23 protein-coding genes and 1 riboswitch are annotated in these 20,156 nt (G+C 36.9%); of the genes, 20 read left to right on the top strand and 3 right to left on the bottom strand.

Annotated elements, in window-relative coordinates; translation table 11 throughout:
- Nucleotides 1-18: 18 nt before the first annotated feature.
- The 11 genes from CAO17_RS07175 to CAO17_RS07135 all read left to right on the top strand — a co-directional run bounded on the left by CAO17_RS07175 (nt 19) and on the right by CAO17_RS07135 (nt 6,286).
- A complete protein-coding gene (locus CAO17_RS07175; protein WP_245831784.1) occupies nt 19-1,350 on the top strand; it encodes an SIR2 family protein in 1,332 nt (443 codons plus the stop codon).
- Nucleotides 1,351-1,582: 232 nt separating this feature from the next.
- Nucleotides 1,583-2,497 (top strand): hypothetical protein, encoded by a 915-nt coding sequence (locus CAO17_RS07170; RefSeq protein ID WP_085992157.1) that lies wholly within the window; start codon nt 1,583-1,585, stop codon nt 2,495-2,497.
- 138 nt (nt 2,498-2,635) lie between these two features.
- The gene (locus CAO17_RS22015) at nt 2,636-3,040 is read left to right on the top strand and encodes a DnaB-like helicase C-terminal domain-containing protein (RefSeq protein WP_342744225.1); all 405 of its coding nucleotides are present in this window, start codon (nt 2,636-2,638) and stop codon (nt 3,038-3,040) included.
- An 11-nt stretch (nt 3,041-3,051) separates the two neighbouring features.
- The gene (locus CAO17_RS21855; protein WP_281252925.1) at nt 3,052-3,165 is read left to right on the top strand and encodes a DnaB-like helicase C-terminal domain-containing protein; all 114 of its coding nucleotides are present in this window, start codon (nt 3,052-3,054) and stop codon (nt 3,163-3,165) included.
- Nucleotides 3,166-3,328: 163 nt separating this feature from the next.
- Nucleotides 3,329-3,799, top strand: coding sequence for a DnaA N-terminal domain-containing protein (locus CAO17_RS07160; RefSeq protein ID WP_085992156.1), 471 nt, complete (start codon nt 3,329-3,331; stop codon nt 3,797-3,799).
- Between the two features lie 38 nt (nt 3,800-3,837).
- A complete protein-coding gene (locus tag CAO17_RS07155) occupies nt 3,838-4,221 on the top strand; it encodes a hypothetical protein (RefSeq protein WP_085992155.1) in 384 nt (127 codons plus the stop codon).
- Nucleotides 4,222-4,424: 203 nt separating this feature from the next.
- A complete protein-coding gene (locus CAO17_RS07150; protein WP_085992154.1) occupies nt 4,425-4,901 on the top strand; it encodes a hypothetical protein in 477 nt (158 codons plus the stop codon).
- A gap of 177 nt (nt 4,902-5,078) precedes the next feature.
- Nucleotides 5,079-5,294, top strand: a complete 216-nt coding sequence (locus CAO17_RS07145) for a hypothetical protein (protein WP_085992153.1) — start codon at nt 5,079-5,081, stop codon at nt 5,292-5,294.
- A gap of 13 nt (nt 5,295-5,307) precedes the next feature.
- Nucleotides 5,308-5,433: a hypothetical protein gene (locus CAO17_RS21850; protein WP_281252924.1), complete on the top strand. Its 126-nt coding sequence runs from the start codon at nt 5,308-5,310 to the stop codon at nt 5,431-5,433.
- Between the two features lie 320 nt (nt 5,434-5,753).
- Nucleotides 5,754-6,035, top strand: coding sequence for a hypothetical protein (locus CAO17_RS07140; RefSeq protein WP_085992152.1), 282 nt, complete (start codon nt 5,754-5,756; stop codon nt 6,033-6,035).
- 44 nt (nt 6,036-6,079) lie between these two features.
- Nucleotides 6,080-6,286 (top strand): hypothetical protein, encoded by a 207-nt coding sequence (locus CAO17_RS07135; protein WP_085992151.1) that lies wholly within the window; start codon nt 6,080-6,082, stop codon nt 6,284-6,286.
- A 574-nt stretch (nt 6,287-6,860) separates the two neighbouring features.
- Here the strand turns inward: CAO17_RS07135 and CAO17_RS07130 are convergent.
- Nucleotides 6,861-7,475 (bottom strand): poly-gamma-glutamate hydrolase family protein, encoded by a 615-nt coding sequence (locus tag CAO17_RS07130; RefSeq protein ID WP_218775538.1) that lies wholly within the window; start codon nt 7,473-7,475, stop codon nt 6,861-6,863.
- A gap of 396 nt (nt 7,476-7,871) precedes the next feature.
- Here CAO17_RS07130 and fdhF point away from each other — a divergent pair, with 396 nt between their 5' ends.
- The 9 genes from fdhF (at nt 7,872) to acsA (ending at nt 18,099) form a co-directional block, all read left to right on the top strand.
- Nucleotides 7,872-10,862, top strand: coding sequence for a formate dehydrogenase subunit alpha (fdhF, locus tag CAO17_RS07125; RefSeq protein ID WP_425435909.1), 2,991 nt, complete (start codon nt 7,872-7,874; stop codon nt 10,860-10,862).
- Nucleotides 10,837-11,328 carry a helical membrane plugin domain-containing protein gene (locus CAO17_RS07120; protein WP_085992148.1) on the top strand — a complete coding sequence of 164 codons (492 nt, stop codon included), beginning with the start codon at nt 10,837-10,839 and terminating at the stop codon, nt 11,326-11,328. The genes fdhF and CAO17_RS07120 overlap by 26 nt, the downstream gene beginning before the upstream one ends.
- Before the next feature lie 15 nt (nt 11,329-11,343).
- On the top strand, nt 11,344-11,562 hold the full coding sequence (locus CAO17_RS07115) for a heavy-metal-associated domain-containing protein (protein ID WP_179151904.1): 219 nt from the start codon (nt 11,344-11,346) through the stop codon (nt 11,560-11,562).
- A 22-nt stretch (nt 11,563-11,584) separates the two neighbouring features.
- A complete protein-coding gene (locus CAO17_RS20995; RefSeq protein ID WP_179151903.1) occupies nt 11,585-11,734 on the top strand; it encodes a hypothetical protein in 150 nt (49 codons plus the stop codon).
- Between the two features lie 364 nt (nt 11,735-12,098).
- A complete protein-coding gene (locus tag CAO17_RS07110; RefSeq protein WP_342744193.1) occupies nt 12,099-13,361 on the top strand; it encodes an MFS transporter in 1,263 nt (420 codons plus the stop codon).
- Nucleotides 13,362-13,513: 152 nt separating this feature from the next.
- Nucleotides 13,514-13,620, top strand: a riboswitch (SAM riboswitch).
- Nucleotides 13,621-13,783: 163 nt separating this feature from the next.
- The gene (locus CAO17_RS07105) at nt 13,784-14,770 is read left to right on the top strand and encodes an aliphatic sulfonate ABC transporter substrate-binding protein (protein WP_085992145.1); all 987 of its coding nucleotides are present in this window, start codon (nt 13,784-13,786) and stop codon (nt 14,768-14,770) included.
- Between the two features lie 24 nt (nt 14,771-14,794).
- A complete protein-coding gene (locus tag CAO17_RS07100; RefSeq protein WP_085992144.1) occupies nt 14,795-15,649 on the top strand; it encodes an ABC transporter permease in 855 nt (284 codons plus the stop codon).
- Nucleotides 15,650-15,666: 17 nt separating this feature from the next.
- A complete protein-coding gene (locus tag CAO17_RS07095; protein ID WP_085992143.1) occupies nt 15,667-16,410 on the top strand; it encodes an ABC transporter ATP-binding protein in 744 nt (247 codons plus the stop codon).
- A 15-nt stretch (nt 16,411-16,425) separates the two neighbouring features.
- Entirely contained in the window at nt 16,426-18,099 is a 1,674-nt protein-coding gene (gene acsA / locus CAO17_RS07090; RefSeq protein ID WP_085992142.1) for an acetate--CoA ligase, read from the top strand.
- A 604-nt stretch (nt 18,100-18,703) separates the two neighbouring features.
- On the opposite strand, the gene CAO17_RS07085 is transcribed toward acsA, so the two are convergent.
- Nucleotides 18,704-19,204, bottom strand: a complete 501-nt coding sequence (locus CAO17_RS07085; protein WP_085992141.1) for a universal stress protein — start codon at nt 19,202-19,204, stop codon at nt 18,704-18,706.
- A gap of 667 nt (nt 19,205-19,871) precedes the next feature.
- The gene (locus CAO17_RS07080) at nt 19,872-20,120 is read right to left on the bottom strand and encodes a hypothetical protein (RefSeq protein WP_085992140.1); all 249 of its coding nucleotides are present in this window, start codon (nt 20,118-20,120) and stop codon (nt 19,872-19,874) included.
- Between the last annotated feature and the right edge of the window lie 36 nt (nt 20,121-20,156).

Genomic DNA, 20,156 nt, shown 5'->3' with positions numbered 1-20,156 from the left:
TTGAACTACAGTGACTATATGTCAGATGTAACCTCGGATATAAAAGAATGCTTAAATGAACTTGGTACACAGCCAGTGCTTTTTATAGGATCGGGATTATCTAAAAGATATTTTGATGCACCAAATTGGATTGAGTTGTTAGAAAGACTGCAAAAAGAATGCCCTTATATACCTCATGAAGTAGGATATTACTTACAAGACGGGGTTTCGTTAGAAGAGGTAGGTAGTGAATATACCAATTATTATCGAAAATGGGCATGGGAAAATAAAGATAGATTTCCTAATGAACTGTTTGACGCATCTATTCCAAAATCATCATATATCAAGTTTATGATAGCTTCTATACTGGATTCAATTACACCAGATAGTATTGATAGTGTGCAATCAGAGCATCATCGAACAGAAATAGAACTTCTGCAAGAGATACAGCCACATGCAATCATAACTACCAATTATGATCTGTTTATCGAGAATGTTTTTACGGACTATCAATCTATAATTGGACAAAGAATATTAAAGCCTGACACAATGTCTATTGGTGAAATCTTTAAAATTCATGGAAGTACAAGTGAGTTTAAGGATCTGGTATTCAATAAAGAGGACTATGAGATATTTTTAAAGAAGAAGAAGTATCTTAGTGCAAAGCTATTAACTTTTTTCGCAGAACATCCTTTAGTTTTTATTGGGTATAGTGCAAATGACAAAAACATTCAAAGAATACTATCGGATATAGATGAAATCATCTCTACAGATGGTGACTTAATTCCTAACATTTACTTCTTAGAGTATAATAAAAACATAACAGAGAATGATATACCACCAAGAGAAAAAGTATTATTCATAAATAACAAAGAGGTAAGAATTAAATATATAGAAACTAAAAATTTCGATTGGGTATATGAAGCATTCAGTGCGAACAAAGCATGGGATAACGTACATCCAAAACTTCTAAGAGCATTACTTGCAAGAACATATAAATTGGTGCGTAGCGATATTCCAAGAAGAAGTGTGGAGGTAGACTTCGATATAATCGAAAAAGCAGTCAGTGATGAACAATCGTTACCAAAACTTTATGGCGTTGCTATGCTTGATGATCCAAGCCAACTTAACCTTCAATATCCATATAATTTAACACAGATTGGTCAACAACTGGGATATTCGAATTGGCATAGTGCAAATAGATTAATAGAATCAATACAAAGGAATAAAGGGATAAACATTAAAGAGACAGATAATAAATATCATATTTTAATTAAGACTGGTAAAACTGAGATGCATAAATACTCCAAACATACTTTGGAACTTCTTGACGCAGTAGATAAAGGAGAAGAATATAAATTAGAGTTATAGTTGTAAGAGTCACTTTTGATGGGGTGATGTATATTAGAGTAAAGAGTGACAGCAAGTCGAAAGCGTATTATGGATGAAGAAATTGTCCGATAACTTAAAACAAGAATTAACAACCAGATATAGAAGAGGCAGTTTCTAAATGAATTAGAGCTGTCTTTTTTTATTGAAGTGATGAAGTCAGAACCAAGTTATAAATAAAAATGAAATTAATATTGAAAGGAGAATACTCTAAATGATTAAAGGAAAAAAGTACATCAGATCAATTGAAAAGTATGTGAAGTCAATTGATGGGAACTTTAAATTAGGGTTAAAGATTACGAGCGAAAATAAAGAGCAAATCGAAGGAATAGGTTTTCCTGTTTTAGAACCAGGACAGGCAATGTTTCCTCCTATAGTTGGTAGGTTCACTCGCTATAACATTGAAGGGAAAGAAAATATTCGAAAGGACTTACCCAAAGAAACAATTTACATCTCTATGTATTCAACGAGGAGGGAGTTCCGAGGTAGGGACAAAACAGAAGAAGTAACTGATTTTGTCGATATTCCACGTAAAGTTTATAAAAAAGAACTTGAACCAGGAACAGGATTTGAAATTGTATTAGAAGAAAGAGATGATGAATTATATCTATTGATAAACAAAACATTTAATAAAGAAATAGATTTAGAGCTTGCAACAGTTGGAGCAAACATTATCTTAGAGTTGGTTGGGAAGTGTGAAATATTTACGGAATCCTTAGATTCTTACTATAAACCTAATCGGTTAAAACGTTATAACTGGATTTTCTTAGAAAGTAATGGATTACCATGGGAGAAGAGAAAGCAACATTTTAAGGAAATAGTTGAATCAAGTAAAAAATCTAAGCAAATGGTCATTTGGGAAAGGCTTGAAACGATTGCTGAGTATAAACCTGACTTTGAAGCAATTGGACAGAATGGATTTTCTGGTTATGTTGTGTTTGGTTTTGAAAAAAAGGACATCTATGTTTTTGAAAGTGCAACTTTAGGTAACGCTACTTATGTTGTCAAAGGTGATTGGGAGAATGTATCTAAAATGAGTAAAGCGGAAATTATACAAAACAATCTTCATGAATGGAGATTGATTCATCGGAATGATTGGAAAGGAAAGGTGAAGGAGGTTCTTGGCTAATAGATAAAAAGAATTAACATTAAAGAAGCAGTTATCAAGTATTCATTGATAACTGCCCTCTTTTTTTTTTGCCTCTTAAATAACCACGGTGAACCGTATCATAAATTAATAAGCATTAAGATTATCCTAATAATATAGATTCTACATAGAAGAATTTTAAAGCGGCACAGAAAAATAACTGAACTTAAAATCAGGCCTCAACCACCCCAATCCTTACCATGGTTAGAGCTATACCCTGTCTCAGGTTCGGTCCACCATTCGAATGCCGTTCATAAGGATCCGAATGACAATCATCTCATCAATCTCGATTACCTACAGCTTATCACCCCAGCCACCATTCGAAAGGACAGCAGAGATTTAGAAATCGGGGAAATTACCAGGGAGCTAAAGCTACTTGCCATGGAATTAAAGGTCCCGCTATCCCGAGGCGTCGAATCGAGACAAGACAAATGCCCGCTGATGTCGAATCTTAGGGAATACTCGAACAAGATGCAGACGTCATCGCCTTTCTTTATTGAGATGATTATTATCATAGAAAAATAGAAAGTCATACGATGACAGAGGTGATTATTTCCAAACATCGAAATGGACCAACAGGAACGGTGGAATTGGATTTTTGGAAGGAGTATGGGCGGTTTCAGGATGAGAGGAGTGACGATTTATTCTGATTCGTAATATCCTCTTCTCGATATAAAGTTGCAAGTATTATGTTATATTTACCAAATTAGGATTTATGTTAATAAGCATAACCTATTGCCTTACACAATCCGTAAGACTTTTACGGTTAATTTTGTTATACAGAACCTATCAAATACTTAGGGAGCGAGTAAGTTGAAATTTAAATATTACAATGATACAAACAGAGTTGTAAATATTCATCCCACTACGTTTTCGCATGGATGCATTGGTAACAAAGAAGCAATTAGACCACTTGAAGAAAGAACTTTTATATTACCTGAAGGCACTTATCCATGGGTTAAGATGTGGGATCATGGAGAAAGTGGACTGAGTATCTTAATCTCACCCATTTTAGAGGAAAACGAGATAAAAAATGTAACGAACAATGATTTTTGGAATCAAGTATTACTTCTGATCTCTAAACAAATATCTTCTGATGCTTATGAAGCTTGGTTCCAACACACCAAAGCACTTATTAAAGATACTACCATCATTGTTTATTGTAAAAATGAATTTCAGCGAGATTGGATTAGAAAACAATATCAAGAATTAATTTCTTCAGCTGCTAAGGATGTAACCGGAAACAATCTATATGTAACGGTTCTAACCGAAAACGGCGAATAAAAAGGGAATTAAGCTTCCTAGAAAAAACATGGAATGGCGTGAAGGATGTTGGTTCAACCGTAGCCAGCGGAGCCAAAGAAGTAGCAGACTTCATGCTATTAGACGATGTAAATACGCTAACTAGTTCAGACGCATCACTCATTGATAGAGGCATCGCCACAGCTTCGATAATTCCGGTTGGGAAGGTATTAAAGCTTAGGAAAGTGGATGATATACTTAAGGTAGATGCGGATGGGGTGCCGGCTAAGAAAGTAGAGAATGTCGCGAATATGGGTAGTAATAAAGATATTAAGAATTATAGAAACACATTTTTTGATGAATATCCTGAACTTGAAGGAAGTGTTGTAGTTCATCATGCTATTGAGCAACAAGTTCTAAAAAATATCCTGACTTGTTTACACTTGAGGAAATTCATGCTCTAAAAAATCTCAGAGGAATACCTAAGGAAATTAACAGTGATATACACTTATCAAAAATAAGAAAAGATTGGAATAGATTTTACAGAAATAATCCTAATCCTACAAAAGAAGAAATAATAAACTATATGGTTGATTTGGATAAAAAATATGGTGAAAACTTTAATCCACCCATAAAAAATGAGTAAATATAGAAAGGACGATAACTAATGATATTATATTTTTTAGAGCCAGAAGTGTCAGGGGGTCATGGTGAACAAACGATTTATGGAACAGAAGAAGATGTTGCAAAAGAGGGTATATCAGGGAAAATAAAATTCTTGCATTATGAGTTTGAGGGGTGGCTAGGAGATGACCTCTTAGAGTCTACACCAGTCTTTATAATATCAAGCAATCTAGAAGATGAATTAAAAAAGAGTGAATTTAAAGACTATAAATTAGAAAAATGTCGAATAACTATGTCCGATGTATTTATGGAATTATATCCCAATAAAGAACTTCCTACTTTTACTAGATTTATTCCACTTGGTACAGTTGAAATAGAAGGAGAGAATTTCAATAATTGGTCTGGACACGATTTTTGCCTATCCCCAAGAGGAGAGTTAGTATTAACTAAAAAGGCCTTAGACTTTTTTAACAAATTTTCCATTAAACACTGTGATATAACAAGCCTGACACAACTATAACTTAGATACCTTAGAGGATTTAGTGTCCTCTAAGGTATTTTCTAATAAGGAGTGTCGAATAAACTTTAATTATTTTATTGATTGAAATAACTCTTGTAAGCCCAATATTGTACTTTATTGATTTACATTGACGTACAATTTCTTTAAACGAGGGAATGGTCGGAGGATGAACAAACAATGGAAATAATAAGTGGTAAAGCACCAAAATATAAAGGTAAAACTATGATTGGACACCATACTTATGGTGCATCTAAATATCCACAAATAGCGGATAAAGGCGAAATTATATATCCGGTAACGTTTAGAGAACATTTGTATCGATGGCATGGTGGGAGCCATAGGAAAAGTCTACCTGGTAAACCACTAATTGAATCAGTAGATAATGATTTTTAAGGAGGATATAAATATGTCTGTAATACTATTAGTGATAGAAAAAGCTGAAAATCAAATGAAGTATATAACTACTATAAGGAAAAATACAAATTTAGGATTTTCTGAGATAAAAAAAGAATTGGAAATGGTAATCCAATAATAGAATGTCATGTGTTTAAAAATGATGAGAATGATAAAAAATTAAAAAATCTAATAAATGAATTGATAGATGTTGGTGCTAAGGTAAGACTGTTTGATGGTGAATTAGTATAAAATAAGGAATTTTCTGTTGATTACTTAATGAATAGATTTGAAAGATATAAAGAAATACAACGACAAAATGAAATGTTAGATGACTTAATGTATGGTGAAGATTAATTTGTGGTAAGGTTAAGTATTTTCAGGAAAGCAAACTGTAAAGGGAATGGATTAAACTTTTTGTAAATATAAAGAGATAAGGGAATAGTGACACCTACTTAAATGAAAAGCATTGGAAACAGCTTAAGGGAGTATGATTTTAACCAAGAGTTAATTGACGCAGTGAAAGGGAAAGTCTGGAATAACACGTTATCACTAGACGTACTGCTTGGGGTGGCTGGAAAGTACATCTTATCGCAATTTGTCCCACTAGCCGACGTTCTGATTCATTACCTTCAGGAGAAATATGAAATGCGGACCATGGATTACACTGTTCGATCACTCAGTGCCATTGCGGCGGCAAGTGATGATGGGATAACTCATCAGGAATTTGCGACTATCTAGGGACAAATTGTTAGCAGTGTAGAAGTGACAGACTATAAGGATGAGTGGCAAGAAAGTATTTCACCCTGCTCGATGGTAGTAAAGTTAGAGAGTTTACTGGTGTGGATGGAAATGTTAATTATGAGTTTGTGAGTGAGATTCCTGAGGATCGGGTATTGGTATTACGGAAAGGTGCATGCTATTGCTGTAGCTCATTGCTAGATAAATTGGCTGACCAATCTAGCGAAGCAGAAAAGGGGAAGATTAAATAACAGTTTAGAATAGCTGAAGAATACGTACTGGCATCCTAGGAAATGTCCTATACTTTTAAAACATGTCTGTCAAAGGAACGAGTAGAGACTTCTATATAAAACAAACAGGGTGGCTGATAGAAGGCCACTCTGTTTGTTTTATGGCACTATGTGTTGGCCGAAGACTAGCTGAAGCTAATATTTGAATGGTTGTTGAATAGACTAAATACATGTCAATCCATGAAAACCTGTCAAGGAATCTCTTCTATAGTTCCTATTCAACTAGTTTGTATCCCCCTTTAAATTAGTGAATTACAATAAGGTTGTATTCTAATGGGATCATCTCTTGACAATAAAATCGTTACTATATAAAGATAGTGGATATAGTGAATTAAATGTAAACTTAATCTTGGTATAGCTACACCCGTTTTCACAAGGGTCCAAGTGCCAATCATTTTACCTTCATCGATTACCAGCAGCTGATCACCCCAGCCACTATTCGAAAGGACAGGAGAGAAGAGCTCCCTTTGAAATTATTACTCTATTATTTTTTCATAATTCTTGTTGGATGTAACAATCGTAATGGGGCTCATACTTAACATCTTTTCATGGCATTTCCCAATGCGTTGACATAGTCATAAAAATCTTGTACGGGGTTTTCACGATTGAGTCTTGATAAGTCACCATTGGCAAAGAAATTTCTTCGTTGCCCTGTGCTGATTTCTAATTGAATACCTTGCCTTCTTCTATTCTTGTTGCAAATATTTTCTAATGAGTTACCATTAATAGGTTCAGGTGGATTAATGTCAACATGAAAACCTGCTTTGGTTAACTCTTCTTTCACAATATGAATCATAGATTTATCTAATCCACCAATATACGTGTTTCGTTCATCCTCACTGTAGCCATGTATAGAAAGTGTATGGAACGTTTTTGAGACAATATCAAGGGCTTTTGGTTCATCGAAATTAGTGGCCGTTATATGCAAATCCTTGTTATTCCTACTCTTCATCGCATCAAACTCATAACCAACAAACCAAAATCGAGCGCACAATTCCCTTACTAATTCACTTGTTCCCGGTTCAATCCCACCTCCATGAATAGCAATTGCTGAACATAAAGAGGATTTAGACAGGTATGTTCTTATTGCATAATCTACACCTTCCACTTCGTTTTGTGACAGTTCTTCGTAATTAGAATATAAATCCATCATTTAAAAATTCACCACTGTAAACGTTGTCGCATCAGAGTCTCCCGTATTTGTTGTTTTTATTAACATTACAGGAATGGAATGACTTACTATATGCGAATTATTACATCCTATAATAATACAACCTCCCACTATTTTACTAACAGAATCAATTTCACTATTGATGTTATTTAAAGTATATGCTCTATCATCGATGGTTGTTCTATGCTTCATGAAGAAAACACAGAGAACTTACCCTCGAATGATTCATCTAATTTTACTACAAAAACAAAGCTATTATGCCATTTACTTTTTTTACTTAAACATCCATTTCCCACATTTTCCTCCTTACCTGTAATACAATTCCAAAAATAGTCAATAATGATTGGTAATAAAATCGATGAGGTGGTGATTGTAGTGGAGAATAATGAATTTCAACTAACGGTCAATGATCAACAGATAACGGCCAAACAAGGACAGTCTATTTTGGAAGCAGCCTTAGAAAGCAATGTGTATATACCAGGAATTTGTTCCTCCCAGCCAGACTTAGGCGTTGGAGCCATTCAAACCTGTGACACGTGCTTTGTGGAAGTAAATGGGAAACTAAAACGCGCATGTGCCGCACCAGCAGAACCAGACATGGTCATTAATTCCGTCTCGGAAAACGCCAAAGAGGCCCAGTTGGAAGGGATGTCACGCATATTAGAAAACCACGAACTCTATTGTACAGTCTGTGACAACAATAATGGCAATTGCGTTGTACATAATACGGCGGAGTATCTGGAACTGGAGCATCAGAAATATGAATTCACACCAAAACCTTATCCACCAGATAATTCGCACCCATTTTATCGCTACGAACCAGATCAATGCATTCTTTGCGGACTCTGTGTGGAAGCTTGTCAAAACTTACAAGTTAGCGAAGTATTAAGTATCGATTGGGATAGGGAACACCCTCGCGTTGTCTGGGATAACGATGTACCAATCAATGAGTCTTCCTGCGTCTCCTGTGGGCACTGTGTATCTGTTTGCCCTTGTAATGCACTAATGGAGAAATCCATGCTTGGGGAAGCGGGCTATATGACGGGAATCCCAAACAATATTTTAGAACCGATGATTGATTTAACCAAAGAAGTGGAACCAGGATATAAGGAAATTTTCACGATTTCCAATGTAGAAGCCGCAATGCGGGAAGACCGTATTGAAAAGACGAAAACCGTTTGTACCTATTGTGGAGTTGGTTGTAGTTTTGAAGTTTGGACCAAAGGCAGAGATATTTTAAGGGTTCAGCCACAAAGCGATGCACCAGTTAATGGGATTTCTACGTGTGTGAAGGGGAAATTTGGTTGGGACTTTGTCAATAGTGAAGAACGTCTGACGAAACCACTGATTCGTAAAGGGGATACGTTCCATGAAGCTACATGGGATGAAGCATTGAGTTTAATGAAAGAGAAATTTATGGAGCTTAAAGTAAAAGAAGGTGGCGATAGTTTAGGTTTTATCGCTTCTTCTAAATGTACCAATGAAGAAAACTACTTATTTCAAAAACTGGCTCGTTCTGTTTTTGAATCCAATAATGTGGACAACTGTTCCAGATATTGTCAAACACCGGCATCTGCTGGATTAATGCGTACAGTAGGAATTGGCGGTGATTCGGGAACCATTGAGGACATTGCAGCCGCTGATTTAGTACTTGTTGTTGGTGCGAATCCATCCGAATCTCATCCGGTTCTAGCAACGAGAGTAAAACGCGCACATAAACTACATGATCAGAAATTAATTGTATCGGATTTACGTAAAAATGAATTAGCCGAGCGCGCGGACTTATACATCCATCCCAAACCAGGAACCGATTTAGTATGGTTATCTGCTGTAACGAAATACATCCTTGACCAAGGCTGGGAAGATAAGAAGTTTTTACAAGAACGTGTCAATCAAGTGGAAGAATATAAAACATCGCTTGAAAAATTCACACTAGACTATGCGGAACAAGTAACAGGTCTCTCTAAGGAAACCGTCATGAAAGTTGCAGAAATGATTCATGAATCGAATGGAACTTGTATCCTTTGGGCGATGGGTGTGACCCAACACGTAGGTGGTACAGATACAAGCACCGCCATTGCGAATTTACTATTAGTTACCGGAAATTTTGGGAAAAATGGCGCTGGCGCTTATCCGCTACGTGGGCATAACAATGTACAAGGTGCGAGTGACTTTGGAACGATGCCAAACTGGCTGCCGGGATATGAACCAATTGAAAATGATTTGGTACGAGCTCGTTATGAAAAAGCATGGGGAACCAAGATTCCAAAACAACCTGGACTGGATAACCATCAAATTGTGGACGGTATTATGGATGGAAAAATTAAGGGAATGTATTTATTTGGTGAAGAAATGGGGCTTGTGGACTCCAATATCAATTTCGTTCATGAGGCTTTTGAAAAATTGGATTTCTTTGTCGTTCAAGACATTTTCTTTTCCAGAACGGCGCAATTCGCAGATGTCGTGTTGCCGGCTGCACCAAGCTTGGAAAAGGAAGGGACATTCACGAACACGGAAAGAAGAATTCAACGTTTTTATCAAGTGCTTGATCCTCTTGGCGACTGTAAACCCGATTGGCAAATCTTCCAGGACTTTGCGAACCAATGTGGTGCGGAATGGAAATACGAACATCCATCCGACATCATGGATGAAGTTGCCAAATTAGCTCCTGTCTTTGCTGGGGTTAGCTATGACCGTTTAGAAGGATGGGACAGCCAAATTTGGCCAGTCAAACCAAATGGAGAAAGCACAGCCTTACTTTATAAGGATGAATTTAAGTCCAAAGATGGGAAAGCAAAACTATTCCCTGTTGATTGGACGCCACCAAAAGAATATGGGGATGAATTTGATCTTCATTTAAATAATGGACGGTTATTAGAGCAATTTCATGAAGGGAATATGACAGGTAAATCAGAAGGCATTAATCATAAAGTTTCGGAACCATGGCTGGAAGTCTCTCCAGAGTTAGCGAAGGAACGAAAGATTGAAACGGGTTCCCTTGTACGCCTGATTTCCCCTTATGGAAAAGTGAAAATTCGTGTACTCGTATCGGAAAGAGTGTCTGGCAATGAGCTCTACTTGCCCATGAATACAACCGAACATGAAAAAGCTGTTAATGCACTAACATCCAGTTACTACGATAAGGATACACATACACCAAACTATAAGGAAGCCTCCGTAAGAATGGAGGTACTTGAAAAATCAGGTGAATCTCCATTACCGAAACATAATCATCGTTTTGGTCATCCACAGCCACAACTTGGTGTGGAAGTAGAAAGAAAATGGAGAAGGGATGATTTCACTCCGATTCCGAAAGTATTAAGAAGAGAGGGTGGTCTTCGTGGCAAGGGCAATCAGGCAAATTGAGAAAAACCAACGTAGTGCAGAAGAAGAACGTGCAGAAGATATTGCAGCTATTATCAAACAGATTGCTGAGAATCGGGAAGCAATTGAAGACACGCTCATTATATTAGAAGAACTCCATCAATTTGGAGTTCTTGATATGCTAAAAGGTTTATTACGTACGAGAGAAAAAGTCGGCGCTATCGCTATCGAACAATTGAATCAATCGGGGATGCACAACATTATCAAAAATGGAATGAGCACGGTTCAATTACTTGCTGATATGGATCCAGAGCAAATTAAAACGGTCTTTAATGGGGTCAATCACGGGTTAAAAAATGTAGCTGAAACAACCAATTATAATGAAGACATCGGTATGTGGAATCTTTATAAATCCGCGAAAGATATCAAAGTCCGTAATTCCTTGAATGCGATGGTACAATTTTTAAATGGCATGAGTGAAGGATTATCCAAAAAACATACTTCTTAAGTTAAGGGGATGCACATGATTACACACAAACTATCTATTCCACAGCTGAAAAAAGAAGATGAAAAAAAAGTAAGTGAAGCCCTCCATGATGTATGGGGTGTACGTAATATCAAGATCAATACCCAGACAAATGAAGCGATTATTTACTACGATGAAGACGCTGGATCCTTAATGGACTTTGAACAGGCCATTAAGGATTTAGGGTATGAAGTGAACAAATCTGAAAACGAATAGTAACCTTAGGAGGTGTGGGCCCATGCCAAGAGTTTGTGAGGTATGTGGGCGGGTAGAAGAAACGGAACATGAGGAAAATCGTTATCGCATTTTAGACGTTTGTCCAGAATGTACAGAACATCTTATCCACCCATCTTATGACATGGAGCAGGAGACAGAACAAAAACCATAATAAAAAGGGCCTAGAGATCTACTCTTGGCCCTTTTTATTATGAACAACAGATGGGATAAATCAAGGAAGTTACCTCAATGGACCAATCCTAAACATCTATTTTTATATAACACATAAGCCATATAATAGAAGCTCCGCCAAACAATGCTCCACCTACAGCATTACCTAAAATACTGCCACAACATTCATCCAATATTCTCCTCACGTATACTGTTATTTGCAATAGAATTCGTTTTATCACGTGATGAGAAGCTTAATAGGAGATTTAATTACCTGTTTAATAAACATAATTTGAGGAAGAGATGGGAAAATGTATTATAATTAATTACATTGAAGCCATTTTAAAAAGGGGATAGGTGGCCTATTGATACAAGAAAAGGAAGCCTCTTTAGAATGCTGCTTGTACTATAAATATATAACAGAGTTGGAGGCAGTAACATTGAATCAAACAAAACTGTGGACGAAAGACTTTATTATCATGTCTGCCGCGTCTTTTTTTATTGCATTAGTCTATTTTTTATTAGTGACAACATTAGCTGTCTATGCCATTCAACAATTTAATGCCTCAGAAAGTATGGCTGGATTTGCAGCTAGTATCTTCGTCATTGGAGCCGTTTTTTCTCGTCTGTTTACTGGTCGGTATATGGAAACCATTGGACGTCAAAAGGTGCTATATGCAGGCCTTTTTTTATTTTTGGCGGCAACCCTACTATACTTTACAGAAATGAATCTGTATCTACTATTATTGATTCGCTTCATTCATGGGGCTGCGTTTGGAATATCAACAACAGCTTTAGCAACCGTTATCATCGATATTATTCCTAAGGAACGCCGTGGTGAAGGCATTAGTTACTTTTCATTAAGTGCTACTTTAGCAACATCGATTGGTCCATTTCTTGGCCTATATATTAGCCAGCATGGAGATTTCTCTATGATCTTTATCCTATGTACCATTCTTTCCATGATTAGTGTGATTATCTCATTATTTTTAAAAATTCCACGCTCCGTGATGACAGATGACCAGGACAATAGCTTGAAAGGGTTTAAGCTATTAAGCTTTTTTGAGAAGAAAGCCGTCCCTATTTCACTCATGATCACCATCATGGGATTTATTTATTCGGGAATCTTGTCTTTTATTACGGCATATGCAACGGAAATTAATCTAACAGAAGCAGCAAGTTTCTTCTTTCTTGTCTATTCTATCGTTCTCTTAATCTCGAGACCTGTCACTGGTAAATTATTAGATATAAAAGGAGATAATTTTGTTATTTATCCAGCTATCCTTTCATTTGCGATTGGTCTATTGATACTCAGTCAATCTTACAATAGTTTTACCCTTCTCTTAGCAAGTGTGTTCATTGCACTTGGATTTGGAACGATGCAGTCCTGCTTTCAAGCTATTGCCATAAAAGAATCGCCAAAGCACCGGATTGGACTCGCGACTTCCACTTATTTTATTTGTATGGACCTAGGGGTTGGAATGGGTCCGTTTATATTAGGTTCCATCATTCCATTGTTCGGTTTCCGTGGATTGTATTTCATGTCAGCCATTGTTGTTTTCTTGTGTATCTTTTTATATTATTCTTTGCACGGGAAAAAGGCAGCGAATCAAAAATTGTATTCCTAATCGTATGATTGGTGTCTTTCCTCCAACGTCTCACTTTAGAGCGTTGGGGGGACGGACATCCTATTCCATTTATTTCCTATAGAACTATTGACTTTAAAAATTTGTGGTGTTAAAATCTTTTTAACATTTAAATTAACAAGTAATTAAATATTTTCTTATCAAGAGTGGCGGAGGGACTGGCCCGACGATGCCCGGCAACCTACTTTAATTTCTTAGTAAGGTGCTAATTCCTGCAGGAGAAGATCCTGATAGATAAGAAGAGTGATGATGATAAAAACCCTCTTCTTATAGGAAGAGGGTTTTTATATTGCATAAAATAAAGGAGGTAATAAATGCATCTATACTGTGCCGACTCGGTAATCCGTTCGTTTGGTCCTATATGGCAGAGATGTTTGAATGTTACTATTAGGAGGAGGTAAAAAATGAGAAAATTAACGTACTTGACAATGGGGATGATTGTATTTGGTTTGTTACTGGCAGGCTGTAGTTCTTCAGCAAGTTCAGAGGGGCAACCAGAAAAAATAAGACTGGATTATGCCTATTATTCGCCTACTAGTCTAGTTTTAAAGAAATTTGGTTGGATGGAAGAAGAATTTAGGGAGGATGATATCAAAGTAGAATGGGTGCTAAGCCAAGGAAGTAATAAAGCATTGGAATTTTTGAATAGTAATAGTGTTGATTTTAGTTCAGCTGCTGGTGCCGCTTCATTAATGTCGAAAGCAAATGGTGCGCCAATAAAGAATGTATATATTTATTCAAAACCAGAATGGACTGCACTTGTGGCAAATCCTGATTCTGGAATTGAAACGGTTCAAGACTTAAAGGGAAAACAGGTGGCCGCGACACTCGGGACGGATCCATATATCTTTTTACTTCGTTCCTTACATGAAGAGGGAGTATCAGCTGATGATGTGGAGATTGTAAACCTACAGCACGGAGACGGGGCTTCTGCCTTAACGTCGGGATCTGTTGATGCATGGGCTGGACTTGATCCACACATGGCAAGACTGGAAATTGAATCAGATACTACATTATTTTATCGCAACCCAGATTTTAATACATACGGGTTTTTAAATGTGAGAGAGGATTTTGCAGATCATTATCCCGACTATGTCAATAGGGTAATTAAGGTTTATGAACGTGCAAGACAATGGACCATCGATAATCCAGAGGAAGCAGCAGAGATTTTGGCGGAAGAAGCAAGTATTGAACTAGATGTTGCCAAAAAACAGTTGGAACGAAATGATTTTTCACAAGCCGTACCGGGCGACGTTCATCACGAAACATTAGTTGAAGCAGGTAAGATTTTACAGGAAGGTGAAGTGATTGATGCGGCAGTGGATATAGAGAAAATTACTTCAGAACTTATTGAACCTTCTTTTGCAAAAAAGACAATCGAGCAAGAATAAAGATAGGTTGGAGGGGAGAATAACATGGCAAAATATGAAGGAAACTTAACGTCAGCCGTACCTATTGAAGACCAAATCAAAGAAAAGAAAAGCATAAGGAAAAAAAGAAACGTTAATACGGGGAGGACCATTATTTTAGGAAGTATATTACCAATCACACTTGTCATGATATGGGAAATTTTTAGCAGACTTGGCGTATTTCCTGCTTATCAGCTCCCTGCACCAACAACTATTTTAGAAACCATTCGAGAAATGGCGCAGGATGGGAGTTTATGGATCCATATTGGTATAACGACTTTTCGAGTGTTGGCAGGCTTCGTATTAGGTACGATTGTTGCCATCCTTTTAGGCTCCTTAGTCGGATTTTATAAAAAGGCAGAACAACTATTAGATCCGATGTTACAAGCTTTTCGGGCGATTCCATCCCTGGCTTGGGTACCGTTATTTATTCTTTGGATGGGAATTGGAGAACCTTCTAAAGTAACGATGATTGCAGTTGGGGTATTTTTTCCGGTTTATTTAAATATAGTGAGCGGTATTACTGGAGTGGACCGTAAATTAATAGAAGTTGGTAAAATGTATGGCTTACATACATTTCAATTAATAAGAAGAGTCATTTTACCGGCTGCGTTACCCTCTTTCCTTGTCGGTTTACGTAGTGGTCTTGGTTTAGGATGGATGTTTGTTGTCGCAGCTGAGTTGATGGGTGCAAGTCAGGGATTAGGTTATTTACTTGTACTGGGTCAGAATACACTCTCGCCTGAGACAATCATCGCAAGTATCATTCTGTTTGCGATAATCGGAAAAGTCTCAGATTGGGTACTGAAACTCGTTCAAGAGCGAGCATTACAATGGCAGGACAATTTTGGTCAAACCTAAGGTAGGAGGAAGATGAGATGAGCTTAGAATTAAGGAATGTCAGTCGAACCTTTGATGGAAAGAGAGTGGTGAACAATATTTCGTTTTCAGCACAACCTGGTGAAATGATTGGGCTTCTAGGAACGAGTGGCTGTGGGAAAAGTACCTTGTTACGTGCTATTTCTGGATTGGATAGTGGCTACGACGGTGAAATTGCAATTAATGGGGATACGACAAAAGAAATTCATGACAAAGCTGGATTTATTTTTCAAGAACCAAGATTATTTCCTTGGTTAACCGTATTGGATAATGTCACTTTTGGACTAAAAGGGGATAAAAAGAAGAAGATTTCCCGTGCAAAAGAGTATTTAAAAAACGTTGGTTTAGAGGGAAATGGGGATCTTTATCCAAGACAATTGTCTGGTGGGATGGCTCAGCGTGTAGCTATTGCAAGAGCATTAGTAACGTCACCGGAAATCCTTTTATTAGATGAGCCATTTAGTGCACTGGATGCCTTTACAAAAATGCAGCTCCAGGATTTGTTGCTTGATGTTTGGAAAACCTATCAATCAACTATTGTTTTGGTTACACATGATATTGATGAAGCTACATATCTATGTGACCGCGTTATTATTTTAAGGGGCCAACCTGGTGAAATGGATAAAGAGATCCAAATCAAGGAAACCCGGCCGCGAGATCGTGGGAGTAAACACTTAGCAGCATATAAGGCAGAAATTTTAGAGAGTCTAGATTTAAATAAACCAAGTATACAGATTTCTTAAAGGGGGATGTTATATATGTCAACAATAAATAAGCGGATTCCACCGTTAAAAAATAGCTCATACAATCTATCTGACTATAAGAAGATAAGAGAGGGATTTTCCTGGAATGATATTGGCAAAGACTTTATTCAGAAGAATGGGAAGGTAAATGCCGCATATGAAACCATTGATCGTCATGTGGAGGAAGGGTATGGAGATAAAATAGCCCTTCACTATGTAAATGGGGATGAAAAGCAAACCTATACATTTAAAGAAGTAAAAGAAAAAACGGATCATTACGCACAGGTATTAAAGAATCATGGCGTAAAAAAAGGAGACAGAGTGTTTGTCTTCCTCCCGAAAACTCCTGATTGTTATGTTTCCATATTGGCAATTATCAAAATCGGGGCCATTGCTGGTCCATTATTTGAAGCTTTCATGCAGGAAGCGGTGAAAGATCGGATCAATGACTGTGAGGGTACGGTCCTAATAACGGATAAAGAAATGGTCAACCGAGTACCGCAAGATGAGATCCCTTCGTTGGAAACGATATTATTTGTGGAAGATATCGAAAGCCTTCCAGTTAAGGCTGTTAATGGGGATGTAGTGGAATGGGTTGATGTAGAAGATGGATTAATTATTCATTATACAAGTGGATCTACTGGAAAACCAAAAGGGGTATTACATGCACATCGAGCGGTCGTCCATCACTACATATCTGGAAAATGGGTATTAGATATTAAAGATGATGATGTGTATTGGTGTACATCCCACCCTGGCTGGGTAACTGGCAGTGTTTATGGACTATTTGCCCCATGGTTAAATAGGGCAACCATTGTGATTCAAGGAGGACGTTTTAAGGCAGAAGACTGGTATCAGTTAATCGATGAATTAAATGTTACCATATGGTACAGTGCTCCAACCGCATTTCGTATGCTCTTAAACCAAGAAGAATTATTGGAAAAATATGATTTATCTTCTCTTCGACATGTATTAAGTGTTGGTGAACCATTGAACCCCGAAGTCATTTATTGGGCATGGAACAAATTAGGTGTTCGTATTCACGATACATGGTGGATGACCGAGACAGGAGGACATTTAATCGTTAATTTTCCATCGGAGGAAATAAAACCAGGTTCAATGGGCAGAGCCTTTCCAGGCATTACGGTTGGTATTTTGGATGAAGAAGGGAAGGAATTGCCGCGTGGGTCAATCGGGCAACTCGCTATCCGCACCCCTTGGCCGGGATTAATGAAGGAAATTTGGGGAAATAAAGAAAAGTTTGCTAATTATTTTAAGTATGAAGGATGGTACCTTTCCGGTGATTTAGCCATTCAGGATGAAGAGGATTATGTATTTTTTCAAAGTCGGAATGATGATATGATTAATTCTTCTGGAGAAAGAATTGGTCCATTCGAAGTGGAAAGTAAGTTAATTGAGCATCCTGCCGTTAGGGAAGCCGGTGTGGTCGGTAAACCAGACCCCATTCAAGGTGAAATTGTAAAAGCCTTTATAACGCTTCGAACTGGGTATGTGGAGTCAAAAGAGCTTTTAGAAGAAATTCGTACGTTTGTGAAAAGTAATCTAGCAGCACATGCGGCACCAAAAGAAATCGAAATACTAGACGAATTACCGAAAACAAAAATCAGTGGGAAAATTTTACGAAGGGAATTGAAAGAAAGGGAGATAGAGATAATTAAAGTGAAGTGATCTAAATAAGTGTTATTTATAGGAGTAAACTGACTGTGTAAGAAACAGGAAATATAATCAGTAATTAGTTGTATTGGAGTATTTTGCTGTATGGTATGGTGGAAAAAACCTCTATGTCTACTGATGGATAAGTGGGGACGGTTCTGGCTTCTCTATTTTGGGAGAAGTTAGAACCGTGCTTGTTTTAAATATAAATTTCCTACTAGATGCCTGGTTGCAGATATATTGGGGATTTGGATGTTTATATTTTATAGTGATGGATTGGAAAAATATGGATTTCCATACATCCTTGCTGTCTTTTTAGCTTGTACACTTTTACGTCTTTCACAGGATAAATAACTTAGATTCCCATAAGATCATTTACTTTTTATTAAATCCCCTTTTTGAAAAGGGGTTAAGACCTACCAATTCTCTTAGCAATTTATGAGCAATCGCTCCATTTATGGAGTAACGAAAAAGCCTAATGTCTCAGCATCTATTTTGAGAAATTAGGCTTTTCATATTTCCTTAACATTGTTAATTCAGATTTTCCAAACGCTACTGCTACTAGCAATTTACTATATCAATCTTATAGCAGGGGGGGATAAACATCGTCCTTTTCTAGCTATTTAACGACTAATACGGGGCAATTTGCTTGATTGGTAACTTCATTGCTAACGTTTCCCATCACTAAGTTATTTTTACTGCTTTCCCCACGTTGTCCGATAACAATTAGGTCTACCTTATTTTGTTCAGCAAAAGTACATATTTCTTTTGAGGGGTTACCCGTGATTATTTCAGTTTTGACATCGATTAAGCTACCAATAAGCTTAGCTTTGGCAATAGTAACAGTTTGGTATGCCATATGTTCATAATTGTTCCAATTATTTTCTACAGGGAAAGTTTCTGTATGTACATTTGTTTGATTCATCATAGTTGCGGCAGATGCTATTACTCCGTGCATTGGTGGGGCTTTGACTTCATAAGTGGATTTGTAGTCCTGTACATAAACAATAGTTAAACAAGCATTACTTAATTTCGCTATCGTTCCTGCCTCTTTTAAAGCATTAACACTTCCTTCAGATCCGTCAAAAGCTACTAAAATGTTAGAATAAGTATTACCCATCCTAGTCAACTCCTTGTTCTAATTTTTAGAAGTAAAATCTAGCGGACAATATTTATGAAAGAGGTGGGTGATGGTCAATGCGTTACCAAAGAATAATTTTATTAGTGTTCTTCCTCATCTTCTTTCAATTTTGGCTTTTTTTAAGTTTAGCAAACATTTGTATCAAAACTATGGAAAAAAATGACAACCTATATACAAGAATATTAAAATTTAAAAAGATGATAGATTAAATCGGTTTCGATGCTGTTATGTAGAGAGGGGGATAAGAACGAGTTTAGGTTATTGTCCGGAGCAATGTATATCAAAAATCGATTAGTAACTGGTTCTAACTCTTAGTAAAATTTACCAGTTGATAAATAATTATCACTTTTTGAACTGAGATTCACTTTCCGATTTATATAATAACTATTAATGAAAGTATTAATATTCTTTTTGGAAGGGATAAGAACAACGCTAAATTAATATCTATCGGTAATCGTTTCATTAAAACAAGGAGTTGTTCTTGGAATCTTGGGGGTTGACTATGAAATTGATTGGTTGGTTGGTGGCTTACTTTAGGTAAGAAGGTACAGGGATAGGTACATTATTTGTAATTTTAGTATACTATGACAACGAACCTTTCCCTGTCTCAGTGTTATTTTAGGTAATACGATGAAAGTTGTAACTATCACAAGTATTGCTTGTCCCTATTCGATCTTAATTTATTGTAATATTCAATCCCAAACTGGGAACCCTCCGAAACCATCTTGGCATTTTCTAAATTATCTTCTTCTGGTACTAATGCCTGTTTAATGGGAAGGTCATCGTTGAATTTCTTGTCATCGCTTTCGTTGTTCTTCGGTTTGGTGATAAGGTGGGTAAGAGCACCAACACCGGCTACGCCAAGGACTGTATAGATCATGTCTTTTTTTCTCATGTTATTCCTCCTTGTCCTATGTCTTGCTAGTACTTT

Source organism: Oceanobacillus senegalensis (assembly GCF_900176885.1).
GTDB classification, from domain to species: Bacteria; Bacillota; Bacilli; order Bacillales; family Amphibacillaceae; genus Oceanobacillus; species Oceanobacillus senegalensis.
Note: the sequence above shows the minus strand (reverse complement) of the source record. Positions and strands in the feature narration are given on the sequence as shown.

Bases quoted from the DNA above. Each gene is read 5' to 3' on its own strand.
- CAO17_RS07175 (WP_245831784.1), top strand. From the start codon at position 19: ATGTCAGATGTAACCTCGGATATAAAAGAATGCTTAAATGAACTTGGT.
- CAO17_RS07170 (WP_085992157.1), top strand. From the start codon at position 1,583: ATGATTAAAGGAAAAAAGTACATCAGATCAATTGAAAAGTATGTGAAG.
- CAO17_RS21855 (WP_281252925.1), top strand. From the start codon at position 3,052: ATGACAGAGGTGATTATTTCCAAACATCGAAATGGACCAACAGGAACG.
- CAO17_RS07150 (WP_085992154.1), top strand. From the start codon at position 4,425: ATGATATTATATTTTTTAGAGCCAGAAGTGTCAGGGGGTCATGGTGAA.
- CAO17_RS07145 (WP_085992153.1), top strand. From the start codon at position 5,079: ATGGAAATAATAAGTGGTAAAGCACCAAAATATAAAGGTAAAACTATG.
- CAO17_RS21850 (WP_281252924.1), top strand. From the start codon at position 5,308: ATGTCTGTAATACTATTAGTGATAGAAAAAGCTGAAAATCAAATGAAG.
- CAO17_RS07140 (WP_085992152.1), top strand. From the start codon at position 5,754: ATGAAAAGCATTGGAAACAGCTTAAGGGAGTATGATTTTAACCAAGAG.
- CAO17_RS07130 (WP_218775538.1), bottom strand. From the start codon at position 7,475: ATGGATTTATATTCTAATTACGAAGAACTGTCACAAAACGAAGTGGAA.
- CAO17_RS07115 (WP_179151904.1), top strand. From the start codon at position 11,344: ATGATTACACACAAACTATCTATTCCACAGCTGAAAAAAGAAGATGAA.
- CAO17_RS20995 (WP_179151903.1), top strand. From the start codon at position 11,585: ATGCCAAGAGTTTGTGAGGTATGTGGGCGGGTAGAAGAAACGGAACAT.
- CAO17_RS07105 (WP_085992145.1), top strand. From the start codon at position 13,784: ATGAGAAAATTAACGTACTTGACAATGGGGATGATTGTATTTGGTTTG.
- CAO17_RS07100 (WP_085992144.1), top strand. From the start codon at position 14,795: ATGGCAAAATATGAAGGAAACTTAACGTCAGCCGTACCTATTGAAGAC.
- CAO17_RS07095 (WP_085992143.1), top strand. From the start codon at position 15,667: ATGAGCTTAGAATTAAGGAATGTCAGTCGAACCTTTGATGGAAAGAGA.
- acsA (WP_085992142.1), top strand. From the start codon at position 16,426: ATGTCAACAATAAATAAGCGGATTCCACCGTTAAAAAATAGCTCATAC.
- CAO17_RS07085 (WP_085992141.1), bottom strand. From the start codon at position 19,204: ATGGGTAATACTTATTCTAACATTTTAGTAGCTTTTGACGGATCTGAA.
- CAO17_RS07080 (WP_085992140.1), bottom strand. From the start codon at position 20,120: ATGAGAAAAAAAGACATGATCTATACAGTCCTTGGCGTAGCCGGTGTT.